We start from the raw sequence: 22705 nt of genomic DNA, 5'->3' as shown, positions 1-22705 counted from the left end.
CTCAGAGGTCGTGGCCGAGATCGGCGGCGAGCCGCTTCACCAGGTCGTGCGCCGCGTCCGGGATGACCGTGCCGGGCGGGAACACCGCCGTGGCGCCCATCTCCAGCAGCGTCGGCACGTCCTGCGGCGGGATCACCCCGCCCACCACGACCATGATGTCCTCGCGCCCCTCCTCGGCCAGCTTCTCGCGCAGCGCCGGGACCAGCGTGAGGTGACCGGCGGCCAGCGAGGACACGCCGACCACGTGCACGTCCGCCTCCACCGCCTGCCGGGCGACCTCGTCCGGCGTCTGGAACAGCGGGCCGACGTCGACGTCGAAACCGAGGTCGGCGAAGGCGGTGGCGATCACCTTCTGTCCCCGGTCGTGCCCGTCCTGGCCCATCTTGGCGACCAGGATGCGCGGCCGGCGCCCCTCGGCCTCCTCGAAGGCGTCCACCAAGGCACGGGTGCGGTCCACCGAGGGGGACTCGCCTGCTTCGTTGCGGTACACCCCGGAGATGGTACGGATCTGGCTCGCGTGCCGGCCGTACACCTTCTCCAGCGCGTCCGAGATCTCGCCCACCGTCGCCTTCGCGCGGGCCGCGTCCACCGCCAGCTCCAGCAGGTTGCCCTCGCCGTCCGCCGCACGGGTCAGCGCGTCCAGCGCGTCCTGGCACGCCGTCTCGTCCCGCTCCGCGCGCAGCCGCCGCAGCTTCTCGATCTGCTGGGCGCGCACCGAGGAGTTGTCGACCTTGAGCACGTCGATCTGCTCGTCGGTGTCCACGCGGTACTTGTTGACGCCGATCACCGGCTGCCGTCCGGAGTCGATACGGGCCTGGGTGCGCGCCGCCGCCTCCTCCACCCGGAGCTTCGGGATGCCCGCGTCGATGGCCTGCGCCATACCGCCGGCCGCCTCGACCTCCTGGATGTGCTGCCACGCCTTGCGCGCGAGGTCGTACGTCAGCCGCTCCACGTAGGCGCTGCCGCCCCACGGGTCGATGACCCGCGTGGTGCCCGACTCCTGCTGGATCAGGAGCTGGGTGTTGCGGGCGATCCGCGCCGAGAAGTCCGTGGGCAACGCCAGTGCCTCGTCCAGGGCGTTGGTGTGCAGCGACTGGGTGTGGCCCTGGGTCGCCGCCATCGCCTCCACACAGGTGCGCGTGACGTTGTTGAACACGTCCTGCGCGGTCAGCGACCAGCCCGAGGTCTGCGAATGGGTGCGTAGAGAAAGGGACTTGGCGTTCTTCGGGTCGAACTGCCGGACCAGCTTGGCCCACAGCAGCCGGGCCGCGCGCAACTTGGCGACCTCCATGAAGAAGTTCATGCCGATCGCCCAGAAGAACGACAGCCGGGGCGCGAACGCGTCCACGTCCAGCCCCGCCTCCCGGCCCGCCCGGATGTACTCCACGCCGTCCGCGAGCGTGTACGCCAGCTCCAGGTCGGCCGTCGCGCCCGCCTCCTGGATGTGATAGCCGGAGATGGAGATGGAGTTGTAGCGCGGCATCCGCTGCGAGGTGTACGCGAAGATGTCGGAGATGATCCGCATCGACGGCTTCGGCGGATAGATGTAGGTGTTGCGGACCATGAACTCCTTGAGGATGTCGTTCTGGATGGTCCCGGCCAGCTTCTCGGGTGGTACGCCCTGTTCCTCGGCCGCCACGATGTAGAGCGCCAGCACCGGCAGCACGGCGCCGTTCATCGTCATCGACACGGTCATCCTGTCCAGCGGGATGCCGTCGAAGAGCTGCCGCATGTCCAGGATCGAGTCGATGGCCACGCCCGCCATGCCGACGTCGCCCGTCACGCGCGGGTGGTCGCTGTCGTAACCCCGGTGCGTGGGCAGGTCGAAGGCGACCGACAGACCCTTCTGGCCGGCGGCCAGATTGCGCCGGTAGAACGCGTTGGACTCCTCGGCCGTGGAGAAGCCCGCGTACTGCCGGATCGTCCAGGGCTGGTTGACGTACATCGTCGGGTAGGGCCCGCGCAGATACGGCGCCATGCCCGGATACGTGTCCAGGAAGTCCAGGCCCTCCAGGTCACGGCCGGTGTACAGCCCCTTGACCTCGATGCCCTCGGGGGTCTCCCACAGCGGCTCGGCGCCCTGGGTGTCCCGCTCGACGGCGGCACGCCACTCCTCGGCGCCGCCGTCGACGGCCGGGGTGCCCAGCTCGATGCCGGAGAAGTCGGGGATTCCCATCAGGACACTCCCATGCGGTCCAGAGTCGCGGACAGTACGGCGACGGCGTCGCAGCCCGCGAAGACGTAAGTGTCGACGCCGGTGTACTCGGCGGGACGGCCCGCCAGGTGCACCTGCCGGGCGCCGGCCGCGCGCAGGGCCTCGGCGGCCTGCTCGGCCTCCTCCGCGTACCGCGCGTGGCTGGAGCACAGCACGGCCTCGGTGGCGCCGCTCTCCTCGAAGTTCCCGGTGGCGACCGGCTCGATGCCGCCCGCCTGGAAGAGGTTGGCGGCGAAGGAGGCGCGGGCGGTGTGCTCGGCGGCCGGGCCGAGCGTGGCGAGGAAGATCCGGGGGCGGGTGCCGGTCGTCGCCAGGTGGGTGTCGGAGCGGGCCCGCAGAGCCTCGTACGCCTCGTCCCGGCGTACGCGCGGCAGACCGCCGGACCGGGGCTCGGGCGCGGGCTCGCGGCGCACCGGCTTCTCGTCCAGGAAGGGGAACTCGCTCACCCCGGTGATGGGTTCGCGGCGCTTGGCGAGCTTCGCGGACCGCTCCCGCCAGGTCTGCGCGAGGTCCGCGCGGAGCCTGCCGGAGCGCAACACGGCCGCCTGGCCGCCGTCCTGCTCGATCGACCGGAAGAACTCCCATCCCGCGTGGGCGAGTTCGTCGGTCAGCCGCTCCACGTACCAGGAGCCGCCCGCCGGGTCGACGACCCGCGCCAGGTGCGACTCCTCGACCAGGATCGTGGAGGTGTTCCGGGCGATACGGCGGGCGAACGCGTCCGGCAGGCCCAGCGCGTGGTCGAACGGCAGCACCGTCACGGAGTCCGCGCCACCCACCCCGGCGGCCAGCGTGGCGACCGTCGTGCGCAGCATGTTCACCCACGGGTCGCGCCGGGACATCATCACCGGCGAGGTCACCACGTGCTGCGTCTGCGCGCCCGCGGCCGGCGCCCCGCACACCTCGGCGACCCGCGCCCACAGCCTGCGTGCCGCGCGCAGCTTGGCGATGGTGAGGAACTGGTCGGCGGTCGCCGCGTACCGGAACTCGATCTGGGCGACGGCCTGTTCGGCGCTCAGCCCGGCCTCGGTCAGCTCCCGCAGATACGCCACCGCGGTGGCCAGGGAGGCGCCCAGCTCCTCGGCCGCCGAGCCGCCCGCCTCGTGGTACGGCAGCGCGTCCACGGTCAGCGTGCGCAGCGCCGGGTGGGTACCGGCGGTACGGGCGGCGAGCGCGGCCACGGGGGCGAAGTCGAGCGGGGTGCCGGTGCGGGCCTCGTGACCCAGCGGGTCGGCGCCCAGGTTGCCGCGCACGGCCTCGGGGGCCACGCCCCGCTCCTCGTAGAGCTTCAGCAGCGCGGTCGCGGCGGCCTCGGTGTCGGCACCGGCGTCCAGGACGACGGGGGCGAGGTCCAGATAGACGCCGTCGAGCGCGCGGCCCAGATCCGCGACCGGGATGCCGCCCTCGCCGAGCACCAGCCAGAGGGAGGTGACGCCGTTCTCCAGGTCGGCCAGCACCGAGCCGTCGGAGAGCGCCGCGTGCCGCTGCCGTACGTCCCACCCGCCGGGGGTGTTGCCGGCCGGGCGGCCGCCGCGCGTGAACGGCGCGAAGCCGGGCAGGCCGGGGTCGGGCGCGGCGTCGCGCGCGGTGTACAGCGGCCGGGTGCGCAGCCCGTCCTCGAGCGTCGTGGACAGGGCGTCCTCAGCCGCCGCGCCGGAGACTTCCTTGCCGGACTTGCGCAGTACACCCTCGACCAGGCGTTGCCACTGCTCGTGCGTCGCGTCAGGGAACTCGGCGGCCAGGGAGAGCCCGTCGTCAGGCAGGACCGTCATGCTCGGATGTTAGGACAGGGTGCTCAGGTGACAGCAGAACGATGGCCTGTGACGTTCCCCTCGTTGCGGTTGTGATGCGGGCCTCCCGCGGGGCCTTCGGGCGTCGTGGGCACGGCAGATGGGCCGGACGCCGGATCAGGGCCGTGTCGCACAGTGTGTCGTTGTTGGGCTGAACGGGTGACTTGGCGTAAGAATTGGCTGGTGCAGGCATCGAAAGCGAGTCAGGTCAGGGGGAGCCGGTGAGCCGTTACGACGTCACCGATGAACAGTGGGAAGGGCTCGCCCAGGTCGTGCCGCTGCGGGGCCGGGACGCGTGGCCGTCCGCGGTCAGCCACCGGACGCTCCCGGACGCGGACACCGAGACGCGCCGCCGGTTCGTCGTCCTGAGGGTCAACATCTTCGCGGACGCCCGCGACGTCGCCGAGACCCTGATGGCCGGGGTGCCGGTGCTGCTGGACCTGTCCGGAGCGGAGGGCGACGTCGCCAAGCGCGTCCTGGACTTCAGCACCGGTGTGGTGTTCGGGCTGGGCAGCGGGATGCACCGGGTGGACCGCAACGTCTTCCTGCTCACGCCGCCCGGGACCGAGGTCAGCGGGCTGATGGGCATGGAGGCGTCGGGCTGAGGAGCGTCGTTGCGCGACCTCGTCCTGAGCCCGGCGCTCGTAGGTTCGTAGGACGGTTGGGCCGAGTGGGTGGCGCGTCCGGGGACGAGGCGGTCGCCCGATCGTAGGAAGGTCGGGGGAGAAAAACGGTTCGTCCCGTGGGCGCGGTCCTACGGTCCGCTCATGTCCGTCTCCCCCGTCCCCTCCGTCTCCGCTCCGGTGCCGTTCCCAGAGGCGTACGACGTGCGTGCCCGGATCACCGAGCTGCGGCTGTCCGCGTTCGCCGGGCACCGCCGGGCCTCGTTCCCGCTGGGCGCCGTCACCCTGTTCGCCGGGCCCAGCGGGTCCGGCAAGTCGACCGCGCTCGCCGCCTACGAGGCGCTCGCCCGGCTCGGCGGCGGGGCCGTGCTCACCGAGGTGTTCCCGGACCCGTCGGCCTGGGTGCCCGACCGGGCGCGGCCGGACGCCGAGGGGCGGCGCGGTTTCCGGATCGGCTGCACGGCGGACGGCGTCGAGGGTCCGGTCCAGCTCGACGTGGCCGTGCAGGCCGAACCCCGGCTGCGCATCGTGGGCGAGCGGCTCAGCGCGGGCGGGGTCGTCCTGCTGGAGACCGCGCTGCGCGACCCGGAGCGCCGGACCGTGCAGGCCGCCTGGCACACGGCGGGCTCCGCCCCGGTGACCCGCGCCCCGCTGCCCGACGACATCCTCGGTACCACCCTGCTGCCGCTGCGGGTGGCGGGGAAGACCGACGGACAGCGCCGGGTGCTGGCCGCCGCCGAGCAGATGGTCGTCGCGCTGCGCTCCGTCTTCTCCTGCGACCCGGTGCCCGAGCGCATGCGCGTCCCGGTGCCCACCGGTTCGGGGCGGCTGCTGCCGGGCTGCGACAACCTCGCCGACGTCCTGAGCCGTACGCGCGCCGAATGCGGCCGCCGGCACGCCCGGTTGGTCGAGGTGGTGCGCGCCGGGTGTGCGGGCCCGGTGACCGACCTGGCCGCCGAACGGCTGCGGGACGGCACGGTACGGGCCCTGCTCGACCGGGGCGACGGCCACCGCACCGAGCTGGCCCGGCTCGGTGACGGCGAGCTGCGCTACGTCGCGCTGGCCCTGGTCCTGCTGACCGGGCCGGGGGTGCTGGACGTGGACGCGCCGGGGGAGGTGCCGGACGCGCTGCGCACCCTCACGGTGCTCGCCGACGGCTTCGACCGCTGCCTGGACCCCGGCCAGCGGGGCCAACTCCTGCTCACGGCGGCCGAGATGGGCGAGCGCGGCCACATCCGCTGGGTGGGCGCTGTCGGCGACGCGGCCTGGTGCGCGGGGAAGCCCGGTATCACGGTGGTACACCTGGAGCCGTGACCGAACACCCCGATCTGGCCGGACTCCAGCGCAGGCTGGCCGAGTTCGCCGCCGCCCGCAACTGGCAGCCGTACCACACCCCCAAGAACCTCGTCTCCGCGCTCAGCGTGGAGGCGGCCGAACTGGTCGAGATCTTCCAGTGGTTGACCCCGGACGAGTCGGCCGGCGTCATGTCCGACCCCGACACCGCCCACCGCGTCACCGACGAGGTCGCCGACGTCCTCGCCTACCTCCTCCAACTGTGCGAGGTCCTGGGCATCGACCCGCTGACGGCCCTCGCGGCGAAGATCGAGCGGAACGAGGGGCGGTTCCCGGTGCCGGGAGCCGGGGACGTGCCCTGATCCAAGGAGCGGACCGATCTGCTCCGCTATCACTCTACGGAGTCAATTTCCCTGTCGATTCCGAATTGTTGTCCACAGATTTCCGTCTTCCTCTGGCTTTTCGCCCCAAGTGCCATCACTCTGGGTAGTGAAGACGTATGTGCGGTCGAACGGACGGACGGGGACGGGGCGGCGGATGGACGCGTTACGGCTCATCGGGATCAGCAGAGAGGCGTTGGTGGCGGGCGCCGACGCGCCGGGGACCCTGCGGGAGGTGTGGCAGGCGCAGGCCCTGTCGCAGGCGATCGGCAGCAGGCTGGCGGTGTCCGGGCCGCCGGAGCTGCGGGGGGAGGCGCTGGGGCTGATGGAGCTGGCGGGGCGGGGCTGCGGGGTGCTGGACCCGCCCGAGCTGGACACCGGCGAGCTGCTCGCCGCCCGGCTCACCGAGCTCGCCGACGCGCGCCGGACCCTGCTGTGCCTGTGCGGGCTGCTCGGCGAGGTGGGCATGGCCCTGGTCGGCATAGCCAGCGCCGCGTCCGACGAGGCGGTGTACTGGCAGTGCATGGAAGCCATCGACGCGGCGGACGAGTCCCGCGACCGGGTCCTGGAGATGCTGCGCAAGCTGGCGGCCAGGGAGGAGCTGCTGCCGGAGGGGGAGCCGGGCTGAGCGGACGGAGGTGCCCTGGCCGGTACCGGCCCGCGCGGCGGTGCCGATGCGGTCCGCCGGGCCGATGACGTGCAGGATGGAGGTCATGGACCTTCGTATCTTCACCGAGCCCCAGCAGGGGGCCACCTACGACACCTTGCTCACCGTGGCGAAGGCCACCGAGGATCTCGGATTCGACGCCTTCTTTCGCTCCGACCACTACCTCCGCATGGGTGACGTGAGCGGCCTGCCCGGCCCCACCGACGCCTGGATCACGCTCGCCGGACTCGCCCGCGAGACCAGCCGCATCCGGCTCGGCACCCTCATGACCGCCGGCACCTTCCGGCTGCCCGGCGTGCTCGCCATCCAGGTCGCCCAGGTCGACCAGATGTCCGGCGGACGGGTCGAACTCGGCCTCGGCGCGGGCTGGTTCGAGGAGGAGCACAAGGCGTACGGCATCCCCTTCCCGAAGGAGAAGTTCGCCCGCCTGGAGGAACAGCTCGAGGTCGTCACCGGCCTGTGGGCCACCGAGGCCGGCAAGACCTACGACTTCCACGGCACCTACTACGACCTCACCGAGTCGCCCGCGCTGCCCAAGCCCGCCCAGCGCAAGGTCCCGGTGCTCATCGGCGGTCACGGCGCCAAGCGCACCCCGCGCCTCGCCGCCCGGTACGCCGACGAGTTCAACATCCCCTTCGCCTCCGTCGAGGACACCGAGCGCCAGTTCGGCCGGGTCCGTGCCGCCGCCGAGGAGGCCGGCCGCGCCCCCGACTCCCTCGTCTACTCCAACGCCCTGGTCGCCTGCGTCGGCCGGGACGACGCCGAGGTGGCCCGCCGTGCCGCCGTCATCGGCCGCGACGTCGACGAGCTGAAGGCCAACGGCCTGGCCGGCACCCCCGCCGAGGTGGTCGAGAAGATCGGCCGCTACCAGGCGGTCGGCTCCGAGCGGATCTACTTCCAGATGCTCGACCTCGACGACCTCGACCAACTGGAGCTGATCTCCGCCCAGGTCATGCCCCAGGTGTCCTGACGCCCGCCCGCGGGGCCCGCCGTCGTCCGTGCGGCCGGCCCCGCGGAAATCAGTGCACAGACTCCGGAAAAGCGGTGGTCAACGCGCCTTCCCTACCGCGAGACTCGTTCATGTGTTCCTGACGATCTCCACGAGCGGCACGGCCGCCGTCCCCGCCACCGACCTCGGGTATCTGCTGCACAAGAACCCGGGCAACGCCCAGACGTTCAGCACGTCCCACGGGACCGCGCACGTCTTCTACCCCGAGGCGGAGGTCGAGCGCTGCACGGCCGCGCTGCTGCTGGAGGTCGATCCCATCGCGCTGATCCGGCGCGGCAAGGGCAAGGGCCGGGGCGGCGCCCCCGACGCGGCCCTCGGCCAGTACGTCAACGACCGCCCCTACGCGGCCTCCTCGCTCCTGGCCGTCGCCCTGAGCGCCGTCTTCTCCACCGCCCTGCGCGGTGTGTGCAAGGCACGCCCGGAGCGCGCCGCCGCCCCGCTGCCGCTGCGCATCGAGGTGCCCGCCGTCGCCGCGAAGGGCGGCCCGGACCTGGTGCGCGCCCTGTTCGCCCCGCTCGGCTGGGACGTCACCGCCGAACCGGTCGCCCTGGACGCCGAGTTCCCCGACTGGGGCGACTCGCGCTACATCCGCCTGGTGCTGGAGTCGGAGAAGCTCACCCTCGCCGAGGCACTGCGCCACCTCTACGTCCTGCTGCCGGTGCTGGACGACGCCAAGCACTACTGGGTCGCCCCCGACGAGGTCGACAAGCTGCTGCGCGCCGGTGAGGGCTGGCTGCCCGGCCACCCCGAGCACCGCCTGATCACCAACCGCTACCTCTCCCGCCGCTGGTCGCTGACCCGGCAGGCGATGGAGCGGCTGGAGCTGGTGCGCCTGGCCGAGACCGACGACAGCGAGGTCGAGGACATCGACAACGCCGTGGAGGCGGAGGCCGAGGCCGAACCCCGGTCCACCCCGCTCGCGGTGCAGCGCCGGGAGGCGATCCTCACCGGACTGCGCGAGGCCGGCGCCGCACGGGTGCTCGACCTCGGCTGCGGCGAGGGCCACCTCGTGCGGGAGCTGCTGCGGGACGTGCGGTTCACCGAGATCACCGGCGTCGACGTGTCCGCGCGCGCCCTCGCCATCGCCGCCCGGCGCCTGGGGCTGGACCGCATGGGCGAGCGCCAGGCGTCCCGCGTCCACCTGCTCCAGGGCTCGCTCACCTACACCGACAAGCGGCTCACCGGGTACGACGCGGCCGTGCTCAGCGAGGTGATCGAGCACCTCGACCTGCCCCGGCTGCCCGCCCTGGAGTACGCCGTGTTCGGCGCTGCCCGCCCGCGCACGGTCCTCGTGACCACGCCGAACGTCGAGTACAACGTCCGCTGGGAGAGCCTGCCCGCCGGGCACGTCCGGCACGGCGACCACCGCTTCGAGTGGACCCGCGAGGAGTTCCGCACCTGGGCGGCCGAGGTCGCCGGACGGTACGGCTACACCGTCGAGTTCCGCCCCGTCGGGCCCGACGACCCCGAGGTGGGACCGCCCACCCAGATGGCCCTGTTCCACCGCGACACCACCGAGCAGGACAAGAAGGAGGCGAAGGCCGCATGACCGAGACCCGCACGGGACGGGCGCTGCCCGTCACCGACCTCTCCCTCGTCGTCCTCGTCGGCGCCACCGGCTCCGGCAAGTCGACCTTCGCCCGAAGGCACTTCGCGCCCACCGAAGTGATCTCCTCCGACTTCTGCCGGGGACTCGTCGCCGACGACGAGAACGACCAGAGCGCGACCAGGGACGCCTTCGACGTCCTGCACTACATCGCGGGCAAGCGGCTCGCGGCCGGCCGCCGTACCGTCGTCGATGCCACCAGCGTCCAGCCGGACGCCCGGCGCCAGTTGATCGACCTCGCCAAGAAGTACGACGTGCTGCCCATCGCCATCGTGCTCGACGTGCCCGAGGAGGTGTGCGCCGAGCGCAACGCGGCCCGCGCCGACCGCGCGGGCATGCCCCGCCGGGTGATCCAGCGCCACTCCCGCGAACTCCGCCGCTCCCTGCGGCACCTGGAGCGCGAGGGCTTCCGCAAGGTGCACGTGCTGCGCGGGGTGGCCGAGGTGGAGGCCGCCACCATCGTCACCGAGAAGCGGTACAACGACCTCACCCACCTCACCGGCCCGTTCGACATCATCGGCGACATCCACGGCTGCTTCGCTGAACTGGAGTCGCTGCTGGTCAAGTTGGGCTACTCCGACGGTGTGCACCCCGAGGGCCGTACCGCCGTGTTCGTCGGCGACCTGGTCGACCGGGGCCCGGACAGTCCCGCCGTGCTGCGGCGCGTGATGGGCATGGTCGCGGCCGGGACCGCGCTGTGCGTGCCGGGCAACCACGAGAACAAGTTCGGCCGCCACCTCAAGGGCCGCACCGTCCAGCACACCCACGGCCTCGCCGAGACCGTCGCCCAGATGGAGGGCGAGAGCGAGGAGTTCAAGGACGAGGTGCGCCGCTTCATCGACGGGCTGGTCAGCCACTACGTCCTCGACGGCGGGCGTCTCGTGGTGTGCCACGCGGGCCTGCCGGAGAAGTACCACGGCCGCACCTCGGGCCGGGTCCGCTCGCACGCCCTGTACGGCGAGACCACCGGCGAGACCGACGAGTTCGGGCTGCCCGTGCGCTACCCCTGGGCCGAGGACTACCGGGGCCGTGCCGCAGTGGTCTACGGCCACACCCCGGTCCCGGAAGCCACGTGGCTCAACAACACCATCTGCCTGGACACCGGCGCCGTCTTCGGCGGCAAGCTGACCGCGCTGCGCTGGCCGGAGCGCGAGGTGGTGGACGTCCCCGCCGAGCGGACCTGGTACGAGCCGGTCCGGCCGCTGCGCGTCGACGCGCCCGGCGGCCACGACGGACGGCCGCTGGACCTGGCCGACGTACGCGGCCGCGGCGGTGTGGAGACCCGGTACGCGGGCCGCGTCGCGGTCCGCGAGGAGAACGCGGCCGCCGCCCTCGAGGTCATGAGCCGCTTCGCCGTCGACCCGCGTCTGCTGCCGTACCTCCCGCCCACCATGGCGCCGACGCCCACCTCCCAGGAGGACGGCTACCTGGAGCACCCGGCCGAGGCGTTCGCACAGTACGCGCGGGACGGGGTCGAGCGGGTGGTGTGCGAGGAGAAGCACATGGGTTCGCGGGCCGTGGTCCTGGTGTGCCGGGACGCGGCGACGGCCGCCGAGCGGTTCGGTGTGCCCGAGGGGCCCACGGGCGCCCTGTACACCCGCACCGGCCGCCCGTTCTTCGACGACGGCACGGTGACCGAGGAGATACTCGACCGGCTCCGCTCGGCGATCACCGAGGCGGACCTGTGGGAGCGGCTCGACACCGACTGGCTGCTGCTGGACGCCGAGTTGATGCCGTGGTCGCTCAAGGCGCAGGGACTGCTGCGCCGCCAGTACGCCGCCGTGGGCGCCGCCTCCGGCGCCGTGTTCCCGCCGGCGCTCGCCGCGCTGGAGGCGGCCGGGGCCCGTGGCGCCGACGTGTCCGCGCTCCTGACCCGGCAGCGTGAACGCGCCGCCGACGCGGCCGCGTTCACCGACGTCTACCGCCGCTACTGCTGGACCACCGAGGGCCTGGAGGGCGTCCGGCTCGCCCCCTTCCAGCTCCTCGCGGTGCGCGGCCGCAATCTGGCCGGGCTCCCGCACGACGAGCAACTCGCCCTGTTGGACCGGCTGGTGGAGCACGACGGCTCCGGCCTGCTCCAGACCACCCGGCGCCTGTACGTCGACACCGGCGACCCGGAGTCGGTGCGGGCGGGTGTCGACTGGTGGCTGGAGATGACCGGCCGGGGCGGCGAGGGCATGGTCGTCAAGCCGCTCGGCGCCCTCGTCCGCGACGAGCAGGGCCGGCTGGTGCAGCCGGGCATCAAGTGCCGTGGCCGCGAGTACCTGCGGATCATCTACGGTCCCGAGTACACGCGCCCGGAGAACCTGGCCAAGCTGCGCCGCCGGTTCCTCAACCACAAGCGGTCGCTGGCGCTGCGCGAGTACGCCCTCGGCCTTGAGGCCCTGGACCGGCTCGCCGACGGGGAACCGCTGTGGCGGGTCCACGAGGCGGTGTTCGGCGTACTCGCGCTGGAGTCGGAGCCGGTGGACCCGCGCCTGTAGTCCACCGGCCGCCCTGGCGGGGGCCTACCTCCGCCAGGGCCCGGTCACCGCGAAGGTGGTGCCCGGTGTGTAGCAGTTGACGTACATCGTGCCGCCGTCCGGCGAGAAGGTGACGCCCGCGAACTCGCCCCACTCCGGCTTCTCCGGGGTGCCGGTGTTCTGCCTGCCGCGGGCCATCGCGTACACCTCGCCGCCGCGCGTGACGCCGAAGACGTGCTGGGCGCCGTTGCCGTCCTCGCAGACCATCAGGCCGCCGCTGGGGGCGAGACAGATGTTGTCCGGGGACTCGCCGGGCAACCGCACGTCGGTGTCGGGGCCGAAGACGATCACCAGGGTGAGGCGGCGGCGTCGCGGGTCGTACCGCCAGATCTGGCCGAAGTGGTCGGCGGCGGAGCCCTCCGCGCTGTGCGCGAAGGACGACACGAAGTACACGCAGGAGCCGCCCCAGTAGCAGCCCTCCAGCTTCTGCGCGTGGGTGATGCCGCGCGGGCCGTAGTCCTGCAGCCGGGTCGGGGTGGTGGCGGCCAGCGGGTCGGGGACGTCCACCCACTCGATGCCGTCGAAGGCGGCTCCCGTCTCCCGGACCGCCGACAGGTCCGGCACGCCCGGCACCCGCATCGCCTGCAGACGCCCGCCCGCGCGGAGCGAACCGACACCGCCCAGCGGCTTCTCGGGCAGGAAGCGGTAGAACAGCCCGAACGGCTTGAGGAAGGCGTCCTCGGTCTCGTAGACCACACCGCGTCCGGGGTCGACGGCGATCGCCTCGTGCTGGAAGCGGCCCATCGCGGTCAGCGGGACGGCGCCGGTGCGGTGCGGGTCGGTGGGGTGGACCTCGAAGATGAAGCCGTGGTCCTTGGTGTGGCCGTTGTCGCCCGCCCGGTCCTCGGTCTCCTCGCAGGTCAGCCAGGTGTCCCAGGGGGTGCGGCCGCCCGCGCAGTTGACGGCCGTGCCGGCGATGGCGACCCGTTCGGACAGGACGCGATCGCGGGAGTCCAGCGTCAGGGCCGTACAGCCGCCGTGGCCCTCGGGGTCGTAGGTCAGGCCCTCGACGGCGGGGACGCGGATCCTGGCGGTGGGGCGGTTCTCGTGATTGCGGACGAGGTGGGTGCGGCCGTCCCGGCCCGCGAAGGCGGCCATGCCGTCGTGGTTGGACGGCACCGGACCCTCGCCGGAGCGCAGGGGATCGCCCTCGCGGGAGAGCACCCGGTAGCGGAACCCCTTCGGCAGATCGAGCAGACCGTCCGGGTCGGGGACGAGCGGGCCGTAACCGGTGCGGCCCAGCGGCTGGGCGGCTGCGGTGCCCGCGAAGAGCTCGGACAACGCTCCGGTGAAGGCGATACCCGCCCCCACCGCGCTCGCGGAGGCCAGGACCTGACGTCGTGATGCGGACATGCGGGAGCAACCTTCCTGCTGGCGGACAGGAACACGTGCACCCGCTGTGTGTACCACCAGGTACGGACCACGGGAACCACGCGTGCGCCACCTGTCACTCTCCGAGCACGCGCCGCGGGAGACCGCCCCCGCTTCACGTCGCCACGACGGAAACAAGGGCGCGGAAACGGTCGGGAAGCGCGTGAACCCGGTCGCGGACGGCCAGGATGAAGGCATGGCATTCCACGTCGAATCCGAGGCCGGGCGGCTGCAACGGGTGATCCTGCACCGGCCCGACCTCGAACTCAAGCGCCTCACCCCCAGCAACAAGGACGCCCTCCTCTTCGACGACCTGCTGTGGGTGCGCCGGGCGCGCGCCGAGCACGACGGGTTCGCCGACGTCCTGCGCGACCGGGGGGTCGCCGTGCACCTCTTCGGTGACCTGCTCACCGAGACCCTGGCCCTCCCGGAGGCCCGGGCCCTGGTCCTGGACCGCGTCTTCGACGAGAAGGAGTACGGCCCGCTCGCCACCGACCACCTGCGCACCGCCTTCGACGCGATGGCCCCCGCCGAACTGGCCGAGGCCCTGGTCGGCGGCATGACCAAGCGGGAGTTCCTGGCGGGCCACCCCGAGCCCGCGTCGGTCCGCTTCCACGTCATGGAGCTGGACGACTTCCTGCTGGGCCCGCTGCCCAACCACCTCTTCACCCGTGACACCTCGGCGTGGATCTACGACGGTGTCTCCATCAACGCCATGCGCTGGCCCGCCCGGCAGCGCGAGACCGTGCACTTCGAGGCGATCTACCGGCACCACCCGCTGTTCGGGAAGGAGGACTTCAACATCTGGTCGCGCGGCCAGGCCGACTACCCCTCCACCATCGAGGGCGGCGACGTGCTGGTGATCGGCAACGGCGCCGTGCTGATCGGGATGAGCGAGCGCACCACGCCCCAGGCCGTGGAGATGCTCGCGCACAAGCTGTTCGCGGCCGGCTCCGCGCGGACCATCGTGGCGCTGGACATGCCCAAGCGGCGCGCCTTCATGCACCTCGACACGGTGATGACCATGGTCGACGGCGACACCTTCACCCAGTACGCAGGGCTCGGCATGCTGCGCTCGTACACCATCGAGCCCGGCGTCGGAGAGCGTGAGCTGAAGGTCACCGACCACCCGCCGGAGCACATGCACCGGGCCATCGCCGCCGCCCTCGGCCTCGGTGAGATCCGGGTGCTCACCGCTACCCAGGACGTGCACGCCGCCGAGCGCGAGCAGTGGGACGACGGCTGCAACGTGCTCGCCGTCGAGCCCGGAGTCGTCGTGGCCTACGAGCGCAACGCCACCACCAACACGCATCTGCGCAAGCAGGGCATCGAGGTGATCGAGATCCCGGGCAGTGAGCTGGGCCGGGGGAGAGGCGGGCCGCGCTGCATGAGCTGCCCGGTGGAGCGGGCCGCCGTGTGAGCGGGTCCCGGCGGGTCCGCCGTGTGAGTCTCCGCATAATCATGCTGCGAGCCGAATAGAAATGCCGATACTCGTATAGAATTCCGGAGTCAGTGCACCGCGTAACCCCTGGAGCGCCCCCATGGCGACAGTCCCGACCGCCCTCACCGGCCGCCACTTCCTCAAGGAGCTGGACTTCACGGCCGAGGAGTTCCGCGGGCTGCTCGCGCTGGCCGCCGAGCTGAAGGCGGCCAAGCGGGCCGGCGCCGAGACGCGGTACCTCACCGGGCGGAACATCGCCCTGATCTTCGAGAAGACCTCCACGCGCACCCGCTGCGCCTTCGAGGTGGCCGCCGCCGACCAGGGTGCCCACACCACCTACCTCGACCCGGCCGGCTCCCAGATCGGGCACAAGGAGTCCGTCAAGGACACCGCCCGCGTGCTGGGCCGGATGTACGACGCCATCGAGTACCGGGGGCACGGCCAGGGCGTCGTCGAGGAACTGGCCGCGCACGCGGGCGTCCCCGTCTACAACGGGCTCACCGACGAGTGGCACCCCACCCAGATGCTGGCCGACCTGCTCACCATGACCGAGCACAGCGACAAGCCGCTGGACCGCATCGCCTTCGCCTACCTCGGCGACGCCCGGTACAACATGGGCAACTCCTACCTGGTCACCGGCGCCCTGCTCGGCATGGACGTGCGCATCGTCGCGCCCCGGCTGCTCTGGCCCGACGAGACCATCGTCGCGCTGGCCCGGCAGCTCGCCGAGTCCTCCGGCGCCCGCGTCACCCTCACCGAGGACGTGAAGGAGGGCGTGCGCGGCGCCGACTTCGTCGCCACCGACGTGTGGGTGTCGATGGGGGAGCCCAAGCAGGTCTGGGACGAGCGCATCGCCCTGCTCGGCCCCTACGCCGTGACCATGGACGTGCTGCGCGCCACCGGCAACCCGGACGTGCGCTTCCTGCACTGCCTGCCCGCCTTCCACGACCTCGGCACCGCCATCGGCCGCGAGATCCACGAACGGTACGGACTGACCGAGCTGGAGGTCAGCGACGAGGTCTTCGAGTCCGAGCACTCGGTGGTCTTCGACGAGGCGGAGAACCGGATGCACACCATCAAGGCCGTGCTCGTCGCCACCCTCGGGGATACGTCACAAACCCTTGCGTGACCCACCTCACCTGGCCTTATCCTGACCGACGGCCTGGCCCCACCCCTTGCCGCGCCGACGCAGCGGCCTCACCGGGCCGTCCGCACCACCAGAAACGAGCACCACCCGCATGCCCGCTCCCCGCATCAAGTCCCCGCAACTGCTCGTCGCCGAATCCGGTGCCGACCGCGAGGGCCATGGTCTGAAGCGCACCATGGGCCTCTTCCAGCTCATCTGCTTCGGTGTCGGCGCTGTCGTCGGTACCGGCATCTTCGTCGGCCTGTCCGACTCCGTCGCGCAGGCCGGACCCGCCGTGGTCGTCTCCTTCGTCCTCGCCGCGATCACCTGCGTCTTCACCGCCTTCTCCTTCGCGGAGCTGGGCGGCGCGATACCGGTGTCCGGGTCCTCGTACTCCTTCGCCTACGCCGGTCTCGGCGAGTCCACCGCCTTCCTCGTCGGCTGGTGCCTGCTGCTGGAGTACGGCATCTCCATCTCGGCCGTCGCGGTCGGCTGGAGCCAGTACGTCAACGAACTCCTGCACAGCCTCACCGGCTGGCAGCTCCCCGAGGTGCTGTCCGCCGGGCCGGGCGACGGCGGTGTGGTGAACCTGCCCGCCGTGATCGTCATCGCGATGGCCGCCGTGCTGCTGATCCGCGGTGTGCGGGAGAGCGCGCGGGCCACCGCGGCCATGGCCGCCGTGAAGCTCGTCATCCTGTTCGCGTTCTGCGCCATCGGCTACAGCGCCTTCAAGGACGGCAACCTCACCCCGTTCTCCCCGGCGGGCCTGGGCGGCATCGGCGCGGGCACCACCGCGGCCTTCTTCTCCTACATCGGCTTCGACGCGATCACCACGGCCGGCGAGGAGGCGAAGAACCCGCGCCGGGACATCCCCGTCGCGATCCTCGTCTGCATGGGCCTGGTCACCCTGCTCTACTGCGCGGTCGCGCTCGCCGCCATCGGCGCGATCGGCGCCCCGAAGGTCGGCAACCGCCCCGCCGCGCTGTCCTACGTCGTCAACCAGGTCACCGGCTCCACCATCGGCGGCGGGGTCATCGCCTTCGGCGCGGTCGTCGCCATCGCCTCGGTCGTCCTCGCCGTGATGTACGGCCAGACCCGCATCCTGCTGTCGATGTCCCGCGACGGACTGATCCCGCGCGTCTTCGAGAAGGTCTCCCCGAAGACCTCCACCCCGGTGGCGGGCACGCTCATCGTCGCGGTCGTCTTCGCCGTCCCGGCGGCCTTCGCCTCGCTCGACGCCGTGGTGAACCTGTGCACCATCGGCACGCTCGCCCTGATGGCCGTCGTCAACATCGCAGTGATCGCCCTGCGCCGCCGCGAGCCGGGCCTGGAGCGCAGCTTCCGGGTGCCGCTCTACCCCGTCGCCCCGCTGCTCGGCGTCGCCTTCTGCCTCTACCTGATGTACGAGACGGGCTGGCAGACCTGGGTGCAGTTCGCGGTCTTCCTCGTGGTGGGCCTCGGCGTCTACTTCGCCTACGGGCGCCGGCACTCCACGCTGGGCCGCGCCCAGGCGGCCGGGGTCACGCCGAACGCTGAGCGGGAACGGCAGGAAGCCTGAACCACACCGCCTTGCCCGACGAGGTGGGGCGGTGACCGCAGGACGAACTGAGGGCGCGGATCAGCAACAGGCCGCGCCCTCCCTCCTGCCAGGGGTCGGGCTCCTCGATCACCGGGCGGGTCAGATGGCCGGGCGGCGCCGGGTCCGGGTCATGCACCTCGACCTGGCAGCCGGTCGGCCGCAGCTCCACCACCAGCTCGATCGGACCACTGCCCGCGGTGTGCTCCACCGCGTTCGCCACCAGCTCGGCGGTCAGCAGCTCCGCCGTGTCGCAGTCGGCGGTGTGCTCCACCTCGGCGAGGGCCGAACGCACCAGGGCACGCGCGACCGGCACCGCCGCGGCGGTGTGCGGCAGCGCGATGCGCCAGGAGGCCGATTCGGCGGGGCGTTCGTGCAAGGCGAGTCCGTTCATGGAGCAGGCTGTCCTGCCTTCGACTGTAGGAAATGGTACGGGTCCGGCCATCGAAACCGTCGGCGGGCACCGGCCCGCACCATGGGTCCCGATACCCGACCACGCACCTCGTCGAACGCCCCACCACCCCCTCCCGTGCCTGCTGTTACGTCCTTGTCGATCACCGGTGACAGCGGTGACGGGACGGGCACACGCACAGGGCCGCCGACCCCGCCGCGTGACCACAGTCACAGCGCGAGGACTCCTCTCACGGCCGCGCGATTCCGGGGAGCGAGCGGCCGGTCACCGGCCGCCCCGGTCACACCCCCACGAACGCCGCGCCCGCGTCCCGCAGCCGTGCGTGCAGCGCCCGGAAGACCTCGGCCGAACGGGCACCCGGCCAGTCGGCGGGCAGCAGCCGGGCGGGCAGGCCGGGGTCGGCGCCGGGCAGCCGGCGCCAGGAGTCCAGCGCCAGCAGATAGTCCCGGTAGGCGTCCTCCGCCGGAGTGTCCGCCCGGCCCTCCCAGGCACGCAGCACCGGCCCGTGCGCCGCGAGGAACCGCTCGTGCTCCCCGGCGATGGCCGGCAGGTCCCACCAGCGGCCGACCGACTCGACGGTGGGCGCGAACCCCAGATGATCGCCCCGGAACAGATCCACGTAGGCGGCCAGGCCCAGCCGGCTCAGGGTGTGCCGGGCATCCTCGTACAACCGGGCCGGGGCTATCCACACACCGGGGGCCGCCGCGCCGAAGCCGAGCGCGGACAGCCGGGAGCGCAGCACATGGCGCTTCTGCCGCTCCGACTCGGGCACCGAGAACACCGCGAGCACCCAGCCCGCGTCCTCGGCGGGCCCGGTGGCGTGGATACGGCGGTCGTCGGCACTCAGTAACCGGCGCGCCTCCGCCGACAGCTCGTACCCCGCCGCGCCTCTGGCGGTTCTGGCCGGCAGCAGCAGTCCGCGCCGCTTGAGCCGCGACACCGAGGAGCGCACCGAGGGCGCGTCCACCCCGACCGCGGCCAGCAGCCGGATCAGCTCGGCGACGGGCATCGGGCCCGGTACGGAACGGCCGTACGCCCCGTAGAGCGTGACGATGAGGGACCTGGGGGCGTGCTGCTCGGACACGTTGATCATTTTAGATCTTCGGCATACCTGCTGGTCACCATCGGTGCGGAGGTCCGCGGCGGAAAACGGGGGAGGACTGCGCCCGGCCCATTGACGCGCCACCGATGGGGTGACGTTCGCCGCCGGTCAGGGGCGCCGCCGGTACCTGTGGAGCCCCCACACCCGACACCGGGAGGCACCTCATGCCCGTACGCCCCGTCCTCGCCGCCACGCTCGGCGCGGCCGCCCTGCTCGGCGCCCTCGCCGCACCCGCCGCCACCGCCGCCCCGGCCGAGAGCGTCACCGTGGACGCCACCGCCCGCCTCGCGGCCGACGGCACGGTCACCCTCTCCGGCACCTACCGCTGCCTGCCCGGCACCGGCCCCGTCTTCGTCAGCTCCTCCGTCAGCCAGGCCGACCCGCGTGTCCGCCACGGCATCGGCGGCGGCGCCGCCCGCTGCGACGGCGCCGAGCACCGCTGGGAGAACTCCGGCAAGGTCTCCTCGGAGACGCTGAAGGCGGGCACCGCGCACGTCCAGGCCGACGTGATGGAGCTGCGCCCCGGCGCGCCCCTGCTGGTGCCCGTCTTCCACGCCGTGGAGGACCGGGACATCACCCTCGTCGGGAGCTGAACCCCGGCGGGCACCGGGCGGACGCCCCACCTTCTACGGCGGGGGCATCCGCCCGGTGTGCCGCCGCCACTCCAGGCGGGCGGCCTCCAGCTCGGCACGCGCCTCGACGAGACGGGGGTTGTCCTTGTTGCGGGCGCGGATCTCGCCCAGCCGCTTGCGGGCCCGGTCCACGTCCTCGGTGTCCTGCTCCAGCAGTTCATGGTCGCGCTGGGCCTGCTTCAACTGATCGGGCAGGGTCGCCCGGAAGACGTTCTCCTTGGCCACGGCGCTCTGCACCGCGTCGCCGAAGTCCCGCACCCGGTCCTCGGTGTACCCCGTCGCCTGGTCGCCCTCGCCCGTGCGGCGCGGGTAGCCGGTGCGCTCGGGGGTGCCGTCGGCCTTGAGGACGTAGAGGTAGTAGCAACTGTCGCCGGAGTCGATCCTGACCCGGAGGTCGGCCAGTTGCAGGGTGCGCCTGGCCCCGGTCGTGGACTGCTTCAGCAGCACGTGCTCGTACAGGGTGAGTTCGCCCAGCGCACCGAGCCGCCTGCCCCGGCCGGGCTTCTCCAGCGAGGCGACCCGCTGCTCCGCGCCGCGCAGGTCCCGCTCCCGCTTCTGCTCCAGCGTCGCCAGCTCGGACCGCGCGAGGGACTCCTCCGAGCGGGCCGTCTGCTCCAGCGTGCGCACGTTCGCCCGCGCCTGGGCCAGCGGACGCCGGTCCTCGGCATGCCTCGGCAGGACCGCCAGGGCGAGGCTGCCCGGAAACCTGCGTGCCCGGGCGAGGACCGCCCAGCCGGCCAGCGCCGCCGCGAACAGCACCACGATCACGTACGCCATACGCCCCCCTGAGGCTGCCACAAGGCCCCGCTGTCTGTTACTGCTCAGCGGGTGGCGACGGCAAACGGCCTTGTGGTGCGAGGGGGTTGGCGCCGGACGGATCGAGCCGCCGCTCAGCCGAAGGCGTGGCGCAGCGCGGGCAGCAGCGTCTTCTCCGACCAGTCGATGAAGGCGGGCTGGGTGTGGCCGCCGATCTGGACCAGGGCCACCTCCGTGAAACCGGCCTCCACAAAGGGCCGTACCGCTTCCACGAAGTCCTGCGGATCGTCACCGCACGGGATGGACGCTGCCACGTCCGCCTCGGTCACGAACCGGGTCGCCGACTCGAACGAATCCGGGTGCGGAAGCTCGGAGTTGACCTTCCAGCCCAGGCCGAACCAGCGGAACTGGTCGTGCGCGCGCCGGATCGCGGTGTCGCGGTCGGAGTCGAAGCTGACCGGGAGCTGCCCCACGCTGGGCCTGCCGGTGCCGCCGTGCCGGTCGAACGCCTCCAGCAGCTCCTTCTTCGGCTCGGTGGCGATGACCAGGTCGGCGAGGTGACCGGCCAGCGCGCAGGACTGCTCGCCCGAGACGGCGATCCCGACGGGCGGCGGCGGGTCCGGAAGGTCCCACAGCTTGGCCGACTCCACGTCGAAGTGCTTGCCGTGGTAGGTGACATGGCCACCCTCGAACAGGGCGTGGATGATCTCCACCGCCTCTTCCAGCATCTCGTGCCGTACGTCCACCGCCGGCCACCCCTGGCCCACCACATGCTCGTTGAGGTTCTCCCCGGAACCCAGCCCGAGCCGGAAGCGGCCCTCGGCGAGCAGTTGCAGGGTCGCCGCCTTCTGCGCGACCTCCGTCGGGTGGTAGCGGAAGGTCGGGCAGGTCACGTACGTCATCAGCGGTATCCGCGACGTGGCCTGCGCGGCCGCGCCGAGCACGCTCCACGCGTACGGGGCGTGGCCCTGCGAGCGCAGCCAGGGGAAGTAGTGGTCGGAGGTGACGGAGAAGTCGAAGCCCGCCTCCTCGGCACGGACCACATGGCCGACCAGCTCACGCGGCCCGGCCTGCTCGGTCATCATCGTGTATCCGATTCGCACCATGGACCACGAGTCCCCGTTGTGACGGACGGAAAACGGGCGGAAAACGGGTGTAAAAGGGCGGGGAACGGGAGCTGAGCAGGCGGAGAGCGGGGGTCGAGAGCCCCGGATACCCCCGGGCGCCAGGGGCTCCAAAGTGTGGCAATTGCCACAATTAGACAAACCCAGGCAGCCACAGCAAGCTGGTTCCACAGCGAGTTCTGCGGGTCGTCAGCCCTCTGAGCAGCGACCGCACGGCCGGGGCACGCGTGTCGCGGCTGATCCCTCTACGCGCTGAGGCGAGTTATGACCGCAGGTGACCAAGCCACCGCGTCCAGAGTCGTACAGATCAAACCCTCCGTACGCATCGCTCTCCTGGGTGGTTTCGACCTCATCGTCAACGATGTCCCGGTGACGGCCCCGGTGGGCTCCCGGCGACTCCTGGCGTTCGTGGCACTGAACCACCGCACCCCCGTCCCCCGGTCCCTGATCGCGGGCAGCCTCTGGCCCAAGGTTCCCGAGCACTGTGCGTACACGAACCTCCGGGCGGCGCTGTGCCGGCTGCGCGGGCTCGGGACCAGGGCGCTCGACATCACCGCGACGGACGTGCGTCTCGCACCCGACGTCACGGTGGACGTCCACGACGCCCGGATGCTGGCCCAGCACCTCCTCGACCCCTGTGTGCCGGCGATGGCACTCGGCCTCAGCACGGCGACCGTGGACCAGCTCTCCGCCGACCTGCTACCCGGCTGGTACGACGAGTGGGCGCTCCTGGAGGCCGATCACTGGCGGCAGTTGCGGCTGCACGCACTGGAGGCCCTGACCGAGACGTTCATCGACGCCACCGAGTACGCCGGCGCGGTGGTCGCCGCCCAGGCGGCCGTCCAGGCCGACCCGCTGCGCGAGAGCAGCCAAGCCTCCCTGATCCGCGCCTACTTGGCGGAGGGCAACCCGTCCGAGGCCGTGCACCACTTCGAGCGGTACGTACGGCGGCTGCGCGACGAGCTGGGCCTGTGCCCCACCCAGCGGCTGCACCAGTTGGTGGCCCGGGTGCGCTGGGCCGGGGACGGGGACGCGGCCCTGCGCCGGCGATCGCGCTGGTGAC

Annotated in this window: 19 protein-coding genes; 12 read left to right on the top strand and 7 right to left on the bottom strand. The window is 72.2% G+C overall.

All coding sequences use genetic code 11. The features are described 5' to 3' along the window. Position 1 precedes the first annotated feature (1 nt). Both scpA and HEK131_RS21385 read right to left on the bottom strand, forming a co-directional pair. On the bottom strand, positions 2–2176 hold the full coding sequence (gene scpA, locus HEK131_RS21390; protein ID WP_217464890.1) for a methylmalonyl-CoA mutase: 2175 nt from the start codon (positions 2174–2176) through the stop codon (positions 2–4). Then, positions 2176–3984, bottom strand: coding sequence for a methylmalonyl-CoA mutase family protein (locus tag HEK131_RS21385; protein ID WP_244336595.1), 1809 nt, complete (start codon positions 3982–3984; stop codon positions 2176–2178). Before HEK131_RS21385 ends, scpA begins: the two co-directional genes overlap by 1 nt. A gap of 239 nt (positions 3985–4223) precedes the next feature. On the opposite strand from HEK131_RS21385, the gene HEK131_RS21380 reads away from it, so the two are divergent. The 7 genes from HEK131_RS21380 to HEK131_RS21350 all read left to right on the top strand — a co-directional run bounded on the left by HEK131_RS21380 (position 4224) and on the right by HEK131_RS21350 (position 12063). Then, positions 4224–4607, top strand: coding sequence for a cell division protein SepF (locus tag HEK131_RS21380; RefSeq protein ID WP_217464888.1), 384 nt, complete (start codon positions 4224–4226; stop codon positions 4605–4607). A 162-nt stretch (positions 4608–4769) separates the two neighbouring features. Then, on the top strand, positions 4770–5939 hold the full coding sequence (locus HEK131_RS21375; protein WP_217464887.1) for an ATP-binding protein: 1170 nt from the start codon (positions 4770–4772) through the stop codon (positions 5937–5939). Then, a complete protein-coding gene (locus tag HEK131_RS21370) occupies positions 5936–6280 on the top strand; it encodes a nucleotide pyrophosphohydrolase (protein WP_217464886.1) in 345 nt (114 codons plus the stop codon). The genes HEK131_RS21375 and HEK131_RS21370 overlap by 4 nt, the downstream gene beginning before the upstream one ends. A 175-nt stretch (positions 6281–6455) precedes the next feature. Further along, positions 6456–6926 carry a DUF6099 family protein gene (locus HEK131_RS21365; protein WP_202494822.1) on the top strand — a complete coding sequence of 157 codons (471 nt, stop codon included), beginning with the start codon at positions 6456–6458 and terminating at the stop codon, positions 6924–6926. 85 nt (positions 6927–7011) lie between these two features. Beyond that, positions 7012–7935 (top strand): LLM class F420-dependent oxidoreductase, encoded by a 924-nt coding sequence (locus HEK131_RS21360; protein WP_217464885.1) that lies wholly within the window; start codon positions 7012–7014, stop codon positions 7933–7935. A gap of 112 nt (positions 7936–8047) precedes the next feature. Further along, positions 8048–9523, top strand: a complete 1476-nt coding sequence (locus HEK131_RS21355; protein WP_244336594.1) for a 3' terminal RNA ribose 2'-O-methyltransferase Hen1 — start codon at positions 8048–8050, stop codon at positions 9521–9523. Beyond that, entirely contained in the window at positions 9520–12063 is a 2544-nt protein-coding gene (locus tag HEK131_RS21350; protein ID WP_244336593.1) for a polynucleotide kinase-phosphatase, read from the top strand. The genes HEK131_RS21355 and HEK131_RS21350 overlap by 4 nt, the downstream gene beginning before the upstream one ends. A gap of 24 nt (positions 12064–12087) precedes the next feature. Here HEK131_RS21350 and HEK131_RS21345 read toward each other — a convergent pair whose 3' ends face one another. Further along, complete coding sequence (locus HEK131_RS21345; protein ID WP_217464876.1) at positions 12088–13455, bottom strand: alkaline phosphatase PhoX; 1368 nt, start codon at positions 13453–13455, stop codon at positions 12088–12090. A 214-nt stretch (positions 13456–13669) separates the two neighbouring features. On the opposite strand from HEK131_RS21345, the gene HEK131_RS21340 reads away from it, so the two are divergent. The 3 genes from HEK131_RS21340 to HEK131_RS21330 all read left to right on the top strand — a co-directional run bounded on the left by HEK131_RS21340 (position 13670) and on the right by HEK131_RS21330 (position 17598). Further along, complete coding sequence (locus HEK131_RS21340; RefSeq protein WP_244336592.1) at positions 13670–14893, top strand: arginine deiminase; 1224 nt, start codon at positions 13670–13672, stop codon at positions 14891–14893. A gap of 121 nt (positions 14894–15014) precedes the next feature. Further along, positions 15015–16043 carry an ornithine carbamoyltransferase gene (argF, locus tag HEK131_RS21335; RefSeq protein WP_161146872.1) on the top strand — a complete coding sequence of 343 codons (1029 nt, stop codon included), beginning with the start codon at positions 15015–15017 and terminating at the stop codon, positions 16041–16043. Between the two features lie 109 nt (positions 16044–16152). Further along, on the top strand, positions 16153–17598 hold the full coding sequence (locus HEK131_RS21330) for an amino acid permease (RefSeq protein ID WP_217464874.1): 1446 nt from the start codon (positions 16153–16155) through the stop codon (positions 17596–17598). Here the strand turns inward: HEK131_RS21330 and HEK131_RS21325 are convergent. Together HEK131_RS21325 and HEK131_RS21320 are read right to left on the bottom strand one after the other, a co-directional pair. Next, complete coding sequence (locus tag HEK131_RS21325) at positions 17561–18010, bottom strand: ATP-binding protein (RefSeq protein ID WP_161146874.1); 450 nt, start codon at positions 18008–18010, stop codon at positions 17561–17563. The two genes, HEK131_RS21330 and HEK131_RS21325, sit on opposite strands and share 38 nt — an antisense overlap. A 298-nt stretch (positions 18011–18308) precedes the next feature. Then, the gene (locus tag HEK131_RS21320; protein ID WP_244336591.1) at positions 18309–19121 is read right to left on the bottom strand and encodes a PaaX family transcriptional regulator; all 813 of its coding nucleotides are present in this window, start codon (positions 19119–19121) and stop codon (positions 18309–18311) included. Between the two features lie 173 nt (positions 19122–19294). Here HEK131_RS21320 and HEK131_RS21315 point away from each other — a divergent pair, with 173 nt between their 5' ends. Next, positions 19295–19723, top strand: a complete 429-nt coding sequence (locus HEK131_RS21315; RefSeq protein WP_217464872.1) for a DUF6299 family protein — start codon at positions 19295–19297, stop codon at positions 19721–19723. 33 nt (positions 19724–19756) lie between these two features. Here the strand turns inward: HEK131_RS21315 and HEK131_RS21310 are convergent, their stop codons facing one another. Together HEK131_RS21310 and HEK131_RS21305 are read right to left on the bottom strand one after the other, a co-directional pair. Continuing rightward, positions 19757–20539, bottom strand: coding sequence for a hypothetical protein (locus tag HEK131_RS21310; RefSeq protein WP_244336590.1), 783 nt, complete (start codon positions 20537–20539; stop codon positions 19757–19759). 113 nt (positions 20540–20652) lie between these two features. Next, entirely contained in the window at positions 20653–21624 is a 972-nt protein-coding gene (locus tag HEK131_RS21305) for an LLM class F420-dependent oxidoreductase (protein ID WP_217464870.1), read from the bottom strand. Positions 21625–21906: 282 nt separating this feature from the next. Between HEK131_RS21305 and HEK131_RS21300 the strand changes: the two genes are divergently transcribed. Further along, positions 21907–22704, top strand: a complete 798-nt coding sequence (locus HEK131_RS21300; RefSeq protein ID WP_244336589.1) for an AfsR/SARP family transcriptional regulator — start codon at positions 21907–21909, stop codon at positions 22702–22704. Position 22705 lies beyond the last annotated feature (1 nt).

Origin of the sequence: Streptomyces seoulensis, assembly GCF_022846655.1 — a bacterium.
Classification (GTDB): domain Bacteria; phylum Actinomycetota; class Actinomycetes; order Streptomycetales; family Streptomycetaceae; genus Streptomyces.
This window is presented reverse-complemented; position numbering and strand designations above follow the sequence as displayed.